Source organism: Runella defluvii, assembly GCF_014195535.1.
Lineage (GTDB): Bacteria > Bacteroidota > Bacteroidia > Cytophagales > Spirosomataceae > Runella > Runella defluvii.
This window is the reverse complement of record NZ_JACIBY010000006.1, coordinates 364,463-385,078: the sequence shown is the minus strand read 5'-3', so window position 1 is coordinate 385,078 and position 20,616 is coordinate 364,463. Positions and strand designations below refer to the sequence as shown.

The 20,616-nt window shown below is 47.1% G+C and carries 3 protein-coding genes; all 3 read left to right on the top strand.

Annotation, left to right across the window (positions count from 1 at the left end; genetic code table 11):
- Positions 1–43 precede the first annotated feature (43 nt).
- Positions 44–6,895 carry an SdrD B-like domain-containing protein gene (locus tag FHS57_RS16590; RefSeq protein ID WP_183975559.1) on the top strand — a complete coding sequence of 2,284 codons (6,852 nt, stop codon included), beginning with the start codon at positions 44–46 and terminating at the stop codon, positions 6,893–6,895.
- A 295-nt stretch (positions 6,896–7,190) separates the two neighbouring features.
- Positions 7,191–13,358 (top strand): SdrD B-like domain-containing protein, encoded by a 6,168-nt coding sequence (locus FHS57_RS32080; protein ID WP_183975557.1) that lies wholly within the window; start codon positions 7,191–7,193, stop codon positions 13,356–13,358.
- 455 nt (positions 13,359–13,813) lie between these two features.
- On the top strand, positions 13,814–20,518 hold the full coding sequence (locus FHS57_RS16580) for an Ig-like domain-containing protein (RefSeq protein WP_183975555.1): 6,705 nt from the start codon (positions 13,814–13,816) through the stop codon (positions 20,516–20,518).
- The last annotated feature ends 98 nt before the right edge of the window (positions 20,519–20,616 follow it).

The following is a 20,616-nucleotide window of genomic DNA, read 5'->3' as shown; positions in this document are numbered from 1 at the left end:
TAATTATAAATGTATCCTTTTACCCTATTCTTGGCAAAGCTTCATGGCAATTTTACACCGTATCCACCAGCGGGAGTATGCAGCGTGGTTTGTGCAATATAGCATAAAAACCCTCACTCTTCTTGGCATTCTCTTGGGGTCTTTCCAACTCGTTCGGGCGCAACAGTGCTCAATTACGATTAACAAAGTGACCGTTTCGGGCTGTTATTTGTTAAGTGGCCAAAGTAAGGCTACTGTGAGCATTGAAGTCGGTTGGTCGGGTGCACCTGCAAACGACAGTATTGAGGTGACACTTGGCGCTGACAAACGGTACATTCGTCCAGGGACGTTTGCCGTAAGTTACCCAGCAACAAACATCAAGGGAAATCAGACCATTGTGACACCTCAAGTGATTGCTTTTGAGGTAAATGCGACTGGAAGCAGTTTGCCAATTACGGCCCAATTTACCACCCAAACTTCGTGTAGTGCAACCTCGACGGCTCAATTGCCTGCGGCTTGCCCACCCTTGGTTTGTAGTGGAAATCAGGCAGGGGGAACGGTCTTTAACGATTATAATGCGAATGGGGTAAAAGATGCGGGCGAAAGTAATGGCGTGGCAGGTGTGACTGTCATTGCTTATGATTGTGCAGGAGGAATCGCCGCCCAAACAACCACTGATGCGTCAGGGAAATATGTGTTAAGTGTCTCAGCTTCAGATTATCCAATTCGGGTAGAGTTTGCAAGCCTACCGAGTTATGCGGGGCAAGGAACAATGCACGGGGCAGATAACCGCACAACTGTGCAGTTTGTGACAGCCCCCGATTGTACGATTGATTTGGGGGTGCTTGATAACAACGATTATTGCCAAACAACTCCCCAAGTGGTGGTGCCTTGTTATGTTTATGGAAAGCCTGATGTGGGTAGTTTAAGTGGACAAATGGATGCTTTGGTGGCATTCGATTATGGCACTACTGGGCCCAAAGACATGTCGAAAATAGCGCTTTTGGCCAAGGCAGAAGAAGTGGGTACACTATGGGGCGTAGCTTATGATCGATATAAGCATAAGGTATATACCTCGGCCACATTGAAACGGCATGCGGGCTTAGGACCACTCGGTTTGGGAGGTATTTATGTGACAGACATGGCAACAAACACGGCGTCTCCGTATGTTGATGTGTCACAACCGCCACTTAATATCAATGTTGGAGCTACCAATGCAGGCAATCCTTGGTTTGGGGTGACCAATGCCACACGAGGACTAAATCCTGACCCAGCCCAACCAAGTGCCGATTCGCTAGCTTTTGAGTTGATAGGTAAAGTCGGAATAGGTGATTTAGAAATTTCAGAAGATGGTAAGTCGCTGTATTTTATTAACCTATTTGATAAAAAACTGTACCAAATAAGTATTAGTGGGGCTGCTCCAAGTTTAGTCGGTTCTTGGGCTATTCCTGATCCAGGATGTACGGGTGGGACACTGCGTCCTTTTGCGACCAAAGTGTATAAAGGAAAAGTATATATAGGTTCAGTTTGCGATGCCTCCACTTCCACAAAATCAAACCTACGGGGTTTTGTCAATGCCTTTGACGGAACCAATTTCTCCCAAGTATTTGATTTTCCATTGACCTATCCCAAAGGAGCAGTTTTGGTAAATACCACACCTGCGGTGGTTGATCGGGTAGGTTGGTATCCTTGGACGGATAGTTTTAATACCGTCAATAGCAATACCACCAACGGAACTTTTATACGGGTATTATATCCTCAGCCAATGCTTACCGACATCGAATTCGACATTGATGGGTCGATGGTGTTGGCCTTGGGTGATCGTACAGGTTTGCAGTCGGGATACAATAACTACCGCCCTTCAGGAACAGGTGTATATACTGGATTAGCAGGAGGCGATGTACTAAGAGCAGCATTTACGAATGGTACGTTTATTCTTGAAAATAATGGGAAAGTGCCAGGGGTTTCAGGCTCGGGTGTGAACAACAACCAAGGCCCTGGTTTTGGAGAATTTTACAATGACGATTTCTTAGGAGGAAATGGTGCATTGACGCACGCGGAGATTGCATTCGGAGCGTTGGCGTTAAAACCAGGGTCAGGCCAAGTAATTACGACGGCAATGGATCCAATCGACCAAAACCAAACGGGCACTAACTTTTCGGGCGGGATTCGTTATTGGAGCAATACCACAGGGCTTGCGCCAAGTGGTGCTGCCATGGGCTTTGTGCTGTACAATACAAACAACGACGTAGGTACCTTCGGAAAGTCAACGGGCTTGGGAGATATGGAGATTTTGTGTGAGCTCCCGATGTACCTCGAACTAGGTAACTACGTTTGGAATGATGCCAATAAAAACGGGGTACAAGATCCATGTGAAAAAGCGTTGAAAGACATCAACGTGACGCTCTACAAAGGCGCGACCAAAATCGCTACGACCAAAACAGGGACAAACGGCGAATATTATTTTTCATCAAAATCAAAACTTACAACGGGGACGTGGACAGGAACAGGTGCTGATACGACGCTTCTTGCTACTACAGCTTATAAGTTGGTTTTTGGTGAAGGTCAATTGGTTGCTGGTAAACTAACCGTAGCAGGTTTGGGTCAATTTGACGTAACGCTCAAAGATGCTACCGCCAGTAACGGCAACGACCAAAACGACAGCGATGCGGAAGTAATCAGTGGTGCTTTTTGTATTAATCTTACTACTGGAAATGCAGGAAGTGTAAATCACACCTTCGATGCAGGTTTTTATTGCACCAACCCATCCATTGGGGCTAATTCAATCGTTGTGACTGCCCCTAAATGTGCGGTAACCGTTCCTCAAAACGATGGGAAAATCAGTTTGAGCAGTGCGATAGCTCCTTATGATAAATATAGAACAAAAACGGGAACGGGCGCATGGAGTGGAGACACAACTTACGCTACGGCAACGGCGATTGGTAGTACCTTCCCCAAAGACTTGGTGACAGGCATTAGCAATGCGGGGGCCACTTACACCATCCGTTTTTATAACGGGGAATGTTGCTACAAAGACACGACGATAACTATTGCGCCAGTGGCATGTTGCGTTTTGCCCGTAGCCTCAGCCACCCCACAAAAACAAACGATTTGTGTAGATGGCACGGCAACGGCCTTCACGGCTACGCCAAGCACGGGTGTGCAATACAAATGGTACGGCCCATTGGCAGACACAACGAGCAGTTTGGGCACAGCCGTGAGCGGTGCAACAAGCGCGACGTTTACGCCGAGTGGCGCAGCGTTGACGACGGATGGAACGAAATACTACGCAGTGGTAGTAAATACGACGGGCGATGTGGCGTGTGCTGATACAGCTTATGTACAATTAGTAGTGAATGCCAAGCCAGTGATTGGTGATGGTTCTGCGACGATTTGTTCAGGCGAGTCTGTGGATTTGACTACAAAAATTACAAACTACAACAGTTACCAAGGCCAAGTGTGGACAGTCGGTACAGCAAACGGCACAGCAGTAGCAACGCCAACTTCAGTGAAGCCAACGGGCACAACGACTTACGTATTGGTTGCTCAAAACGCAGCTGGTTGTAAAGACACGGCGAACGTAGTAGTAACGGTGAATCCAAAACCAAGTGCAGGTAAAGACACGACGTTAGCCTGTGTGAATGCGGCAAACAACACCTTAGCTACGAGCTATACGTTAGTTCCAAGTCCAACGGGAGGCACATGGTCACAATTGGGTACGACCCCAACGACGGCGACGATTACGGGTAACAACGTGACGGGTATGAGTGTGACAGGGACGTACCAGTTTATCTACACGACAACAGCAGGTTGCAAGGACACGGTTGCGGTAACGGTAGCACCGTGCCCAGTTTGTGTAAAACCAAACGCAGGCCCTGATGCCGCCTCGGTATGCCAACCGACAAGTACGGCTAAATTGACGGCAGTGACGACAGGCGGCACATGGGCACCAATCGGCAGCCCAGTGAACCCAAGCGCAGCGACGATAGATGCGAGTGGCAACATCAGTGGTTTGAACGCCGCAGGTACTTATAAGTTTGTGTATTCCATCACCTCGGGTGGTCAAACGTGTACGGATACGGCGCAAGTAGTGGTCTTGGCCAAGCCAACGATTGCCGACGGTTCTGCGACGATATGCGCAGGTGAGTCAGTGGATTTGACTTCAAAGATTACAAACTATAATACTTATTTGAGTCCAGTGTGGACGGTAAGCACAGCGGGTGGCACGGCGGTAACAACGCCAACTTCAGTAAAACCAACGGGTACGACGACTTACGTTTTGGTTGCGCAAAACGCCGCTGGTTGCAAGGACACAGCGAATGTAGTGGTGACGGTGAATCCCAAACCAAGTGCGGGCGCTGATACAACCTTGGTATGCTTAAACGGTAGTGTACCATCAAGCGTGCAGTTGGCTGCGGCGCCAACGGGTGGCACGTGGACGGCGTTGGCAGGTAACCCAACAGGAGCGACCATAAGTAGTACAGGTTTGGTGAGTGTTACCAACGCAACGGCACAGGGCAAATCGTTTGATTTTATCTATACGTTGAATGGTTGTCAGGATACAGTGAAAGTGATTGTCCCAGTATGTGTACAACCCAAAGGTTCGATTGGTGACTACGTTTGGAAAGACCAAAATAACAACGGTGTTCAAGATTCAGGTGAACCAGCGGTGGCGGGTGTGATCGTTCAATTGTTGAATTCAACAACCAGCGCCGTATTGGCAACTGACACGACGGATGCACAAGGTTTGTACTTGTTCTCTAACTTGAATTCGGGTACCTACCAAGTGAAGATTGTGACGACGAGTTTACCAGCGGGTTGTGTGATTAGCAGCAAGCAAGACTTAGGCGGCGACGATACGAAAGACTCTGATTTTAACCCAACGACAGGTTTGAGTCAAGTGGTAACGATAGATGCTTTGGGAACGGGCATTGCCAAAGACAACCCAACGATAGATGCGGGCTTGTATTCTCCGAAAGGTTCAATTGGCGACTATGTATGGAAGGATCAAAACAACAACGGTGTTCAAGATTCAGGCGAACCAGCGGTGGCAGGCGTGATTGTTCAATTGTTGAATTCAACAACCAGCGCCGTATTGGCAACTGACACGACGGATGCGCAAGGTTTGTACTTGTTCTCTAACTTGAATTCAGGTACTTACCAAGTGAAGATTGTCACGACGAGTTTACCAGCGGGTTGCGTAATCAGCAGCAAGCAAGACTTAGGCGGCGACGATACGAAAGACTCTGACTTTAACCCAACGACAGGTTTGAGTCAAGTGGTGACGATTGATGCTTTGGGAACAGGCATTGCGAAAGACAACATGACGGTTGACGCAGGTTTGTATTCGCCGAAAGGTTCGATTGGCGATTTCGTTTGGAAAGACCAAAACAACAACGGCGTTCAAGATTCAGGCGAACCAGCGGTGGCGGGCGTAATCGTTCAATTGTTAAATTCAACGACCAGCGCCGTATTGGCAACTGACACGACGGACGCACAAGGTTTGTATTTGTTCCCGAACTTGAATTCAGGCACATACCAAGTGAAGATTGTGACGACGAGTTTACCAGCGGGTTGCGTGATTAGCAGCAAACAAGACTTAGGCGGCGACGATACGAAAGATTCTGACTTTAACCCAATGACTGGTTTGAGTCAAGTGGTAACGATAGATGCTTTGGGAACAGGCATTGCGAAAGACAACATGACGGTTGACGCAGGGTTAGTTGTTCCTTGTGTCGCATCAAGCGTAACTTTGACGGACGCTCCAGTATGTTCGGCGGATGTACAAACGTACAGCATTACGTTTAGTGTAACCAATAAATTGGACATTGTGAAAGTGAACAAAGGCACATTGAGCGGTAACAATCCTTACACGGTGACAGGTATTCCGTCGGGCGCGAGTGTGATTATTACGGACAGCTTGAGTGCGATTTGTAAGTCAGATACGACGATTGTTGGGCCTAACTGTAACTGTAATCCACCAGTACCCGTATTGTTAGCTCCAAGTTTGACGGCTTGTATCGGTGATACCTTCCCAACGTTGAAAGCGACGGTAGTAGGCTTAGCGACGGTAGAATGGTTTAGCCAGCAAACGGGCGGAACGGTATTGTCAACTGGCTTAAATTACAAGCCAAGTGGCACAGTGACTGGTACGACGACGTATTATGCTCAAGCGCGTAGCACCGACCCAACCTGCCCAACGGCAGTGAGTACAAGCCGTGTTCCAGCGACAATCAATGCGCAAACTTGTATTGATACAATTGACTTGGCATTGAAGAAGTCGATTAATACAAAAGTAGCGCGGGTGGGTGATGTGTTGACGTACACGATAAAAGTGTGGAACGAATGGACCAAGAACGCGACGGGTGTAGAAGTAACCGACAGCATCGCGATGACGGTACAGTTTGTGAGTGGCAGTTTTGTGGTAAGTCGTGGTAGTGCGACGATCAGTGGCAACGTGATTAAGTGGACGATAGGCAACATCGCCGCAAATGGCGATACGGTAACGTTGCGTTACCAAGTGAAAGCGACGCAGGCGGGTGTCCATTTGAACACGGCTGAAATCAGCAAGACCAACGAGAAAGACAAAGACAGCATGCCAGGCAACGGCAAAGGTGGTGAAGATGACATTGACCAACAATGCTTCACAGTGCCGTTTGACTTGTGCCCCAACCAAAAGTTGGAAGTGAGTGTTCCTGCGACATTGACGAACGTACAATGGTTCAAAAACGGTGGTACGGTGGCAGTGGCAACGGGGAATGTGGTGTTGTTCTCAGAAGTGGGAGTTTATACCTTCACGGCGACGAACCAGACGTGTCCAGCCAACGGCTGTTGTCCAGTCATCATCGAAGCGGGTACTAATTGTTGCCCTGTGGATATTTGTGTGCCGTTTACGATTAAAAAGAAAAGAAAGTAAAGGGATATTAAGTTTCTTTTGGTATTCTTTAGAGCGTAAAAAAGGGGATAAAGTTTAGTCTTTATTCCCTTTTTTTAGTGTTTTTGCGTGAATTTTGGCGTGATTGTTGTGGGATATGCGAGGTCTTTTTTAGGTATTATTATACAAAGATTAGATATAAATATTTCAATATTATATCCAATGGAATTGTAGGTATATACTAAATTTTCAACAAAATGTTGAGTTGGTATGTGTTTTGCGGAAAAAGAATAGCAATGGAATGATTTTTCACTTACCCTATTTGTCGCAAAACTATATGAAATTTTTACTCCGAATTTATCGAGGGGAGTATGCCAATCGACTGTTTAGTTTTTGGCTACAGTTGATGGCTATCATAGGTATGTTCCTGTGGAGTTCCCCAGAAGCCCAAGCCCAGTGTTCTGTCACCATTCGCAAAGTAACAGTATCAGGCTGTTACTTGGTAGGCAGCCAAAGCAAAGCCACTGTTAGTGTGGAAGTTGGATGGGCTAATGCCCCCTCAGGTGGCGTGATTACCGTTACAACAGGTTCTCAGACGAGGACGATTACCCCAGGGAACATCACAGTAAGTTACCCACAAGCAAACAACAGTTCGCCGCTGTCAGGTACACAAACAATTGTGAGCCCTCAGGTAGTGGCCTTTGAGGTAGATGCCAATGGTAGTACAAACAACACCATCACGGCTAGATTTAGTGCAACCTGTACAACATCAACGACATTTAATGCTCCAGCAGCCTGTCCTACGGCCGCTTGTAGTGGAAACAATGTCGGAGGGATGATTTTCAAAGACTTTAATGATAACGGAATTAAGGAAGCGGGCGAAACCGCTGGCGTGTCAGGAGTAGGGGTGAAAGCCATTGCTTGCGACGGTACGGTCTATAACACTACTACTGATGGATACGGCTTTTATTCGTTGCCTGTTCCTGCTAATAAATACCCAGTTCGGGTTGAATTTAGTAATGTCCCCTCTATTTATAAATTGGGAGTAAACGGAACCAACTCACGCACATCCGTGCAGTTTGTGAATGCGCCTTCTTGTAATGTCCACTTAGGGCTTGTTAATCCTATTGAATTTTGCTCAGATAACAACCTGAGGGTTTTTGTGCCTTGTTTTACCTACGGAGACCCGCTCCAAACATCGGGAGCTACGGCGGCTAACTTGTCTGCCAATGCTGACGCTTTGGTAAGTATTCCGTACGGCGTTTCTTCTTCTACTTTTCAGGGCGAACAAATGATTACCAAGGCAGGTAACATTGGAACAGTTTGGGGATTGGCGTATAATAAATACAATAAAAAACTGTTTTTGAGCGCGGTTCTAAAACGCCACGCAGGACTAGGACCTTTAGGTTTGGGAGGTTTGTACGTGATGAATTATACAAATTCAGCTTCGCCAACTGTAAGTAACTTCATTAATGTATCAACGATTGGCATTCCTGTTGGAACTATTGCTTCCAACAGCGCCCGTGGCTTACAAGCGGATAAAACCCAGCCTAGTCGCGACACCCAAGCGTTTGCTGCCATCGGTAAAGTGGGGATTGGAGATATGGATGTTTCGGACGATGGTAATAAATTGTGGTTGACCAATTTGAATGATAAGAAGTTGTATTCGATTGATATTACTCAGTACAATCAAGATGGTACAACCCTGCCGACCTCTTCTAATGTGACTGAATTTACGGTGCCTGTTACCTGTACGGGAGGAGAATATCGTCCGTGGGCAGTAAAAGCGTATAATGGGAAAGTATATGTAGGGGGAGTTTGTGACGCTTCTACTTCTTCAAAAACAAACCTTAGGGCGTCAGTTTATGAATTGGATGGAACCACGTTCACGCAAATTTTTGATTTTCCATTGACGTATCCGAAAGGTTATCCAGCAGCAGCCAATACAAGTATTACAGGTTGGTTTCCTTGGACAGATACCTTTAGTGATTTGCTCGAAGGGACAGTACTTCGTCACCCAGTGCCTATTTTTTCTGACATTGAGTTTGACGTGGACGGCTCAATGGTATTGGCTTTTGGAGACCGTACGGGGCTTCAAGGAGGTGATGCCAACTACCGCCCAGACAATACTAGCACGACTTTGTACGAAACCAATTCACAAGCAGGTGATATTTTAAGGGCTTTTTATGCGAATGGTACATTTGTACTAGAAAACAATGCCAAGGCTGGCCCCAATGTTGGGTATGGCCCTAATAACTCGCAAGGCCCAGGTTTCGGAGAGTTTTATAATGACAACTGGATTCAAGATGGTAACCCAAACCGCATTTGGCACGCCGAGCAAATCATGGGGGCATTGGCCCTTAAACCTGGTTCTGGTGAGGTGGTTGTAACGACCATTGATCCAGTAGATCAGCAACCCTACGCAGGGGGAGTTCGTTATATGAACAATACCACGGGCTTAGTGACAGGCTCTTATGCGGTCTATGTGACACGCCTCCCTGGCAATTTTCAAGTACCTGGTACGTTTGCCAAAGCAACGGGTTTGGGAGACATTGAGCTAAGTTGCGACAACCTCGACATTATCGAAATCGGGAACCGTGTTTGGTTAGATACCAACAAAGACGGGATTCAGGATGCGTGCGAAAAAGGCTTGAAAGATGTCAACGTGACTCTCTACAAAGGCACGACAAAAATTGCCACTACCAAAACGGACGCCAATGGGGAGTATTACTTTAGCCGTAAATCAAAACTTACCACAGGTACGTGGTCGGCAACAGGAGCTGATACAACTTTATTGCCTCTTACGGCCTATCGCTTGGTGTTTGGTACATCAGGACAAATCACCAATAGCAATGATACGTTGAAAGTTGCGGGAATTGGGAAGTTTTTGCTTACGACCAAAGACGCAACAACAGGCACTGGAAATGACCATAACGACAGTGACGCTGCGAAAGCCAACGTCGCTGGAGAAGGAGGAAGTTTCCCTGTGATTACTTTGACAACAGGGGTAGCTGCAACCACCGATCATACCTTTGATGCAGGTTTTTACTGCGTAGAGCCGTATAACTACAAAGCGACAGTTACACAGGCGACGTGTACGGGCATTACGGCCAATAGTAACGCAAAAATTGAATTGACCGACGTAAAATGTGCCGACAAATATGCTTTCTCGAAAAACTCGGGTGGTAAATTTACGGGAGCTGCCTACGCATCAGCAACGGCTTTGACGGGAACAACTATTACGTTGAATAACTTAGCTAATCCTGCAACGGCCGCAGGTGATACATTCTACGTTCGTTTGTACAATGGCTTGTGCTGCTACAAAGACACGACGATTATTTTGCCTTTCAAAGATTGTAGCTGTATCAAACCTGTGGTGACTGCCACGCCAAAAAATCAGGTAATTTGCCAAGGAGGAACAATCGTTTCTTATACTGCGGTCACCCTTCCAAGTGCAGGAATAACTTACCGTTGGTATGGCCCATTGACTGATACGACGGGAACGTTAGGAACGGCAATCAGTGGTCAAACCAATGCTTCGTTTACTCCAGCAGGAGGCTTTACAGGAAGAAGATACTATGCCGTGATAGCAACTGGCGTAGCGGCGATATGTTCGGATACGGCCTTTGTATCGTTGACAATTAACGTTCGCCCCGTAGCCAATGCCACGGCGAAACAGCAAACCATTTGCGTGGGAGATTTACCTGCGGCCTTCACCGCTACTCCAAGTACGGGCGTAAGTTACCGTTGGTACGGAGCGTTGAGCGATACGACGGGAAGCTTAGGAACGGCTATTTCGGGCGCGACGAATGCAAGCTTTACTCCATCTGGAAGTGCAATTACAACCGTAGGAACAAAGTACTATGCCGTGATTGTGACCAATACCCAAACGTCATGTGCCGATACGGCTTTTGTTCGCTTAATAGTGAACAAAAAACCAACGGCAGGAGCTGATAGCACGGGAACGAATGCAATATGTAATACAGTAGGTACCATCAATCTTCCCGATGCAGCCTCTGGTGAGACTTGGGTTCAATTAGGGACGACTCCTAAGACGGTGACAATCACGCCTCAAACAGGAGTTGTTACTGGTATGACGGACTTGGGCGTATATCGGTTTATCCTGAGAAATGCTCAAACGGGTTGTGCCGATACGGTAGCGGTTGAGGTGAAAAACTGCCAGAAAGGTTCGATTGGGGACTATGTTTGGAAAGATTTGAACGACAATGGTATCCAAGATTTGGGTGAGCCAGGGGTGAAAGGAGTCATTGTACAATTGTTGAACTCGACGACGAGCGCAGTACTAGCGACTGATACAACGGATGCGAGTGGATTGTACGGTTTCAATGGATTAGAGACTGGTAGCTACAAAGTGAAAATTGTAATTACTAGCCTCCCTGATAGCTGTACCATTAGTAGTAAACAAAACCAAGGTAGTGATGATGCCAAAGACTCGGATTTCAGCCCGACAACAGGCGAAAGTCAGGTTGTAGAAATCAATACGTTGGGTACGGGTTTACAAAAAGACAACCCGACGATAGACGCGGGCTTGTTTACGCCAAAAGGTTCGATTGGAGATTATGTGTGGAAAGACCAGAATGACAACGGCGTTCAAGATTCAGGCGAGCCAGCCGTGGCGGGAGTAATCGTTCAGTTGTTGCAAGGGACAACCGTATTGGCAACCGATACAACGGACGCGAATGGCTTGTATTTGTTCCCGAACTTGTTGAGTGGTACTTACCAAGTGAAAATTGTAACGAGCAGTTTGCCAGCAGGCTGTGTGATTAGTACCAAAAAAGACCTAGGTGGGGACGATACCAAAGACAGTGATTTTGACCCAACCACAGGTTTGAGCCAATTGGTGACAATCAATGCTTTTGGAACGGGGATTGCCAAAGACAACCCAACGGTGGACGGGGCTTTGTTCTCGCCAAAAGGCTCCATCGGAGACTTCGTTTGGAAAGATTTGAATGACAATGGTGTTCAAGATTCGGGTGAGCCAGGCGTGAAAGGCGTGATTGTACAGTTGTTAAATGCAACGACGAGTGCAGTTTTGGCAACTGATACAACAAATGCGAATGGTTTGTATTTGTTCTCTGATTTGTCGAGTGGCAACTACCAAGTGAAAATTGTGGTAACGAGCTTGCCAGACAGTTGCACCATCAGCACAAAGCAAAACCTAGGCGGAGATGATACCAAAGATTCGGATTTCAGTCCGACCACAGGGTTGAGCCAAGTGGTGACGATTGACGCGTTGGGAACGGGAACAGCGAAAGACAACCTAACGATTGACGCAGGTTTGGTCGTACCATGTATCACAACAAGCTTTACTTTGACGGGAGCGCCTGTGTGTTCGGCGGATGTTCAGACGTACAGTTTAACCTTTAGTGTAACGGGCAAAAACGGCGCAATCAAAGTAGATAAAGGCGTATTGAGTGGAAATAATCCATATACCGTCACGGGTATTCCTTCGGGAGCGAGCGTGCGGATTGTGGATACGTTGAGTGCCATTTGCGTCCAAGACACGATTATCACAGGGCCTAACTGTAACTGTAATCCTCCTGTACCAATCTTGTTGGCACCAAGCTTGACAGTTTGTAAAGGTGATACATTCCCAACCTTGAAAGCAACCGTTGTAGGTTTGGCAACGGTAGAATGGTTTAGCCAACAAACAGGCGGAACGGCGTTAGCAACGGGCTTAAACTACAAACCAAGCGGCGTAGTGACGGCCAATACCGTATTCTATGCACAGGCCCGTAGTACCGACCCAACGTGTCCGACGGCGGTGAGTACAAGCCGTGTACCTGCAACAATCAATGCCCAAGACTGTGAAATTGATTTGGCATTGAAGAAGTTGATTAACAAGAAAGTGGTACAAATCGGCGATACGCTTACTTATACCATTAAAGTATGGAACGAGTCAGCCAACAACGCCTCAGGTGTATCGGTGACTGATTCAATAGCAACTTCAGTTCAGTTTATTGCGGGAAGTTTTGTATCGAGTCGTGGAACGGCAAGCATTACTGGAAGCGTGATTACGTGGAATATCGGAAACATTGCTGCCAGTGGAGACACAGTTACATTGACGTATCGCATCAAGGCAATCCAAGAAGGTATTCACTACAATACTGCTCAAATTTGTGCTGCCAACGAAGGCGATGTCGATTCAACACCTTGTAATAACAACGAAGAAGAAGATGACATCGATCGTCAATGCTTTACAGTACCGATTAAGCTTTGTCCAACCGAGCAAATTGAGGTAAGCATTCCAGCCAAATACACCAACGTACAATGGTTTAAAGATGGAGGCACAACACCAGTAGCAAGTGGCAATTCAGTATTATTGAAAGATGTAGGTAGCTATACCTTTACTGCCACCAACAATACGTGTCCAGCGGAAGGTTGTTGCCCAATCATCATCGTACCAGGTGAAAACTGCTGCCCAGTTGATTTGTGTATTCCGTTCACGATTAAGCAAACCAAGAAGGCGGGTAAGAAGCTGTAATAGTTGTAGTTAAGAATACTAAGAGAAGGGGTGGTGCTACGGCATCATCCCTTCTCTTTTTTTATTTGGTGCGATTTTTGTGGGGAAAGATGCCTTTTTAGGACGGAGAGATAGAATTGCTATTTTTTAGCTCAAATCTGTGATTAAGTATAAAAAAAAAGTATATGGGTTATTTTTATTCTACTTGGCATGTTTTTTGGGGGATTTTTTAGGGAGTAAAAGGGCGTGTTTTGGAAAAAAAGTTGGATTGTTTATACCAGAGTATGACTATTAAAAATAAGCTGCTTTGATAGGAAAGGATATGATTTTCTTATTACAGAATATTTTTTAAGCAGTTCGAGATGGTGGGTTATTGTGATTTCATACCATGAATATGTCAGGGCAAATAAATGGTTAGAAGCCTGCAAATAGTATTTGTCCTTTATTTCAATACGTTTTTTGATAAGAAATAATTTATGAAAAAGTTAGCTACCCTACTTATTGCCTCGTTGCTTTTTAGCAGGCTTCTTAGTGCACAAACGTGCAAAGTCACAGATTTTATTTATTTGAATGATCCCCAGGATTATCAAACACAGGGTTTTGTTCATAAGCTTAAAATTGGGACGGGAGGTACGCTGACAGAAGTTCCGAATGGCTTAGGGAATATGCCTTGGTTTCCACAAGGTGGTGGATTAGGATCTCCACACGGATTGGGACAAGATTTGAATGGTAATCTTTATATCGGTGCAAATTCAGATACTGGCCCAATTGCTAAAATTACCTGCGAGGGTACTTTAGTCAACCTAAATTTTATCAATGATGCTGGTTTTAATATCGTCTCTAAAGATGGGTATTTATTTGTAAACTCTTCGAGCGATAACCGTATCCGTCGCTATGCCCTTTGTGATGGTTCTGCTCAAGGATACGTAACTCTCAATGGAAGTACTCAGCTTGATTGGGGGCTTTTTATTAGTCCAAACGGTACTTTTTATGCAACGACAGGCCTTGATCCAGCATTTGCCAGCGCTACTGGTACGAAAGCTATCTACAGATTCACCCCTACTGACGCTGATTTTGTTAATCATACAAGTTACTCTCCATTGGTTTCTGCCAACGACGTGCCGCCAGGTGTAGCAGCAGCGAATCTACCTATTCAGTCGGCATGGCTTTGGGGGATTACTGCCGATGATGCGGGTAATATGTATGTAATAGCTGAAGATCCGTGGTTTAATCATCAAGGGACCACTTGGACGGGATTTACTTGGATATTAAAATATGACCCTAATGGTAATTTAGTAGCTTGGACAAAAGATGAACAAACAACCACGCCTGTATCTGGATTTAAAGGTGGTCGTGGTATTCTTTATTATCCTGCAAAAGATGTATTGTATATTGCTGCTGGCCAGTATGGCGATTGTGTTGCAATGATTAAGCCATCTGATTTATCCTATATGGGGGCAGCAGCAGGGAATGTTCCAAATCAAAATCCTAAAACTCTCCGAATTGCTTCTGAGGCTTGCCCCGTGAATGCGTCAACTAAGGTTGATACGACACTTTGTAATGTAAAAGTGGGAGATAGAATCTTTCTTTCTCAAATCGTTGGAGCTTGTAATGCCCCAATTTGTGGCGGGACTTGGACCGCCGCCCAAGCCAATGTAGGGATGACATTCAATCAATGTGATTTGAGTTTTACTGTAACGGGATTGAATGGCTGTGGAAAATTTACGCTAACCAATGTCGGAGGAACGTGTGGAGATTTTACTATTGAGGTAAACGTTGATTTTGCCAATATAACTGCATCGGTGATAACTGGTAATCAAACGGTGTGTGCAGGTACGGATCCTGTTGCTTTTTCGGAAAGTACCCCAGCTACGGGTAGTGGGACGGTTAGCTACCAATGGCAAAAAAGCACCACTTCGTGCACTACAGGTTTTACGGATATTGCAGGAGCTACTAATAGTACCTATGATCCTCCAGTTGTTTCGCAGACTACGTACTATCGGGTAGTGACTTCGGTCGTAGGAGGATGTAGCTTTCCACAAAAAAAATGTAGCGATACAAGTAATTGTGTGACCGTTACGGTAATTCCTGCTCCTGCATTTGGGAGTCTGACTACTTCAAATCCAACTTGTACTGGACCTACTGCCAACAACAACGGTGTAATCACCCTTGAGTCGGCTACAAACACGGATAAATGTGGAATTAGTACCTTAGGGGCAGCAACTTACGATGGCCCCGCGTATGCTTCAGCCACAGCTTACGCCGCCAATAAAAATGTAAAAACGGGTATTCCAAATACGGGTGGGACGTATATTTTAAGGTTGTTTAATGGCTCAAATGATTGCTACAAAGACACGACGATAACTATTGCGCCAGTGGTATGTTGTACGCTTCCCGTAGCCTCAGCCACCCCACAAAAACAAACGATTTGCGTAGGCGGTACGGCGACGGCCTTCACAGCTACGCCAAGCACAGGTGTGGACTATAAATGGTATGGGCCACTGACGAGTACTTCGGGCAGTTTAGGTACGGCCATCAGTGGCGCAACCAATGCGACATTTACGCCAAGTGGCGCAGCGTTGACGACGGCTGGAACGAAATATTATGCGGTAGTGGTGAATACCACGGGTGATGTGGCGTGTGCGGATACAGCTTATGTTCAGTTGGATGTGAGCAAAATCACGGTACCAACGGTGACGGCACTTTGCCACGCCAACGGCACGCCTGAGAGTGGCACCGACGATTACATGACGTTCAGTATTCATGTGTCCACCGAACCGATGAGCACGAATAAATTGACGGTAACGGCCACGCAAGGAGGAAATCCATTGGCAGTAACGTTGTCAAACGGCAGCGCGGCGACGGCAATTAATTGTGGGTTAAATACACCTCTACGCACGCCAGCGGGTAGCTCGGGCAAAGGTAATGTGACCTTGACAATTACGGATAATGTAACGGGCTGCTCGACGACTTTGGTGGTGACTGACCCAGGAACGTGCGCCGTGACTTGTGTGCAGGGCACGCCAAGCACAGTGACGTATGAATATGGCACCCAAGTGGATATTACGGAGTTGAACTCCTTGCCGATAATTATACCAAAGTTTGATGAACAAGGCGGCACGCGTGTTTTACAATCGGTGAAATTGGAATATACCGTAGGAGGCAAAACAGCATTTGTGTTTGAGAACAGGGCCGCGCAATCGCAGTCGTTCAATGCCAAAGCAAGTTCGGAGGCGACGCTTACGTTGAACTCGACGGATATTGCGACGAATACGTTGGAGATGGCGATTCCTCAAACGACGTTGCCAGGGGGAGTTTTAGTGCCCGCGACGGGCAGCTGGGCGGGCGATAGTATTCCATCACCCACGCCCACGCCAACGACTTTGGGTCGAATGGAGTCTTGGGTGAGTGATTATTTGACGGTTTTCAAAGACCCTCGCACGGATGCCCGCTGGGTAACGAACGCAACGGGAGATGCGACTGACGATGATGATATGTACCTAAATCCGATGATAGCAGATTCGGCAAGTGGGACCTTTACCTACAACACAGCGTTGGCGTTGGCACCCTTTATTGGGACGGGAAATGTACCATTAGAAGTGAGTACGCTATCTGGTCTTGCGTTGACAGGCGGTGGCGGTAATTTAATCTACATTCAGCGTACACGAGCGTATGCGAGTGCGAAAGTGACTTACACGTTTGAATGTATTTTATGTACCAAACCCGTGGCAGTAGCTACGCCGAAAACACAAACGATATGTGCTGGTGGTACAGCAACGGCTTACACGGTCACACCAAGTACAGGCGTAGAATACAAATGGTACGGCCCATTGGCAGACACGACGAGCAGTTTGGGCACAGCGGTGAGCGGCGCGACGAGCGCGACGTTTACGCCGAGTGGCGTAGCGTTGGCGACGGCAGGTACGAAATATTATGCGGTAGTAGTAAATACGACGGGCGATGTGGCGTGTGCAGACACAGCTTATGTACAATTGGTAGTGAATGCTAAGCCAACAATTGCCGACGGTTCTGCGACTATCTGTGCAGGTGAGTCAGTGGATTTAACTACAAAGATTACTAATTATAACAGTTACCAAGGCCAAGTCTGGACAGTCGGTACAGCGGGCGGCACAGCAGTAGCAACGCCAAGTGCGGTGAAGCCAACGGGCACAACGACTTACGTATTGGTTGCTCAAAACGCGGCTGGTTGTAAAGATACGGCGAATGTTGTTGTGACGGTGAATGCTAAACCAAATGCGGGTAAAGACACGACGTTGGCTTGCGTGAATGCAGCGACAAATACCTTGGCGACGAGCTACACCCTAGTGCCAAGTCTATCGGGAGGCACATGGACGCAATTGGGTACAACGCCAGCGACGGCGACGATTACGGGTAACAACGTAACAGGCATGAGTGTAACAGGCACGTACCAGTTTATCTACACGACAACGGCAGGCTGCAAGGACACGGTAGCTGTAACGGTCGCACCATGTGCGGGTTGTGTAAAACCGAATGCAGGGCCAGATGCGGCGAATGTTTGTCAACCAACGAAAACGGCGAAGTTGACGGCGGTGACAGCAGGTGGCACATGGGCACCAATCGGCAGCCCAGCGAACCCAAGCGCAGCGACGATAGATGCGAGTGGTAACATCAGTGGATTGAATGCAGCAGGTACGTATAAGTTTGTCTATTCGGTGACAAGTGGTGGCCAAACGTGTACGGACACGGCGCAAGTGATTGTACTTGCCAAGCCAGTGATTGCTGATGGTTCTGCGACAATTTGTGCAGGTGAATCGGTTGATTTGACGTCGAAGATTACGAATTACAATACGTACTTGAGTCCAGTGTGGACGATAGGCACAGCGGGTGGCACAGCAGTAGCAACGCCAAGTTCAGTGAAACCAACGGGCACAACGACCTATGTTTTGGTTGCCCAAAATGCAGCAGGTTGTAAAGATACGGCGAATGTGGTGGTGACGGTGAATCCAAAACCAAGTGCAGGTAAAGACACGACGTTAGCTTGCGTGAATGCAGCAAACAATACCTTAGCGACGAGCTATACCTTAGTACCAAGTCCTACGGGTGGCAGTTGGGCGCAATTGGGTACGACCCCAACGACGGCGACGATTACGGGCAACAACGTGACAGGTATGAGTGTAGCAGGCACGTACCAGTTTATTTATACGACAACGGCAGGTTGCAAAGACACGGTTGCCGTGACAGTAGCACCATGTGCGGGTTGTGTGAAGCCAAATGCAGGTGCCGATGCGGCGAATGTTTGTCAACCAACGAAAACAGCGAAGTTGACGGCATTAACAGCAGGAGGCACATGGGCAGCAATTGGCAGTCCCGCCAACCCAAGCGCGGCGACGATAGATGCGAGTGGCAACATCAGTGGATTGAACGCAGCGGGCACTTATAAGTTTGTCTATTCAATTACCTCAGGCGGTCAAACATGTACAGATACAGCGCAAGTGATTGTACTTGCCAAGCCAGTGATTGCCGATGGTTCTGCGACGATTTGCGCAGGCGAGTCGGTTGATTTGACAACGAAGATTACCAATTACAATACGTACTTGAGTCCAGTGTGGACAGTCGGCACGGCAAGCGGAACAGCAGTAGCAACGCCAACTTCAGTGAAGCCAACGGGCACAACGACTTACGTATTGGTTGCTCAAAACGCAGCAGGTTGTAAAGACACGGCGAATGTGGTGGTGACAGTGAATGCCAAACCAAGCGCAGGTAAAGACACGACGTTGGTATGTTCAAATGGCAATGTTCCATCAAGCGTACAACTATCAGCGGCGCCAACGGGAGGAACATGGTCAGCTTTGACGGGTAATCCAACGGGCGCGACGGTGAACAGTGCTGGTTTGGTAAGTATCACTAACGCCACCGCTCAAGGCAAGTCGTTTGACTTTATTTACTCGGTGAATGGTTGTCAAGATACGGTGAAAGTGATTATTCCGACTTGCCCCGCTCCTTGTATCAAATCGTCGATTAGTTCAGCGGCGCCTGTATGTTCTAACGACGCCCAAACCTACAGCTTCACCTTCACGGTGGCTAACAAGTTAGGGACGATTAAGGTGAATAAAGGCACGTTAACGGGAAGTAATCCTTACACGGTTTCAGGCATTCCATCGGGTCAGAATGTGATTATTACCGATAGCCTGAGCGCGATTTGTAAGTCAGACACGATTATCGCGGGCGTGAATTGTAACTGTAACCCAGCGATGCCACAGTTGTTGACACCAAGTTTGACGGTTTGTATCGGCGATACGTTCCCAACGTTGAAAGCGACGGTGGTAGGACTGGCAACGGTAGAATGGTTCAGCCAACAAACGGGTGGTGCGGTGTTGTTCACAGGTTTAAATTACAAACCAAGTGGCACAGTGACGGCTAATACGATATTCTACGCCCAAGCACGTAGCACAGACCCAACGTGCCCAACGGCAGTAAGCACAAGTCGCGTCCCAGCGACGATTAATGCGCAAGATTGCACGAAAGAAGTGGATTTAGCTTTGTCTAAGTCGATTAGTAAGAAAATTGCTCAGATTGGCGATGTGTTGACTTATACCATCAAAGTGTGGAACGAATCAGCGACGAATGCAACTGGAGTCTCGGTGACGGATAGCATCGCGACGACCGTACAGTTTGTGAGCGGTAGCTTTGTGGCGAGTCGTGGCAGTGCGAGTATCAGCGGCAATGTAATAAAGTGGAATATTGGTAGTATATCAGCCAATGGCGACACGGTGACGTTGACTTACCAAATCAAAGTAACGCAAGAAGGCGTCCACTTCAATACGGCGGAGATTTGCACGACCAACGAGAAAGATGTGGATTCAACGCCTTGTAACCACGATGATACTGAAGACGACATCGACCGTGCGTGTTTTACAGTGCCAGTGAAACTATGCCCAGGAGAAGTAGTGGAGGTAAGCATTCCAGCCAAATACACCAATGTCCAATGGTTCAAGAATGGCGGTACAACGCCAGTAGCGAGTGGTAATTCGGTGTTGTTCTCCGATTTGGGAAGTTACACTTTCACAGCCACGAACCAGACGTGCCCAGCGGAAGGCTGTTGTCCAGTCATCATCGAAGCTGGTACGAACTGCTGTCCAGTTGATTTGTGTATTCCGTTCACAATCAAGCAGACCAAGAAGGCGGGTAAGAAGCTGTAAAAAAAGTAGGCTATAAGTAAAAAAGCCGTTTCGACTGAAACGGCTTTTTTATTGGGTTGGTTTGATAAAATTGTACTATTTTAATATGTTATTGTAAA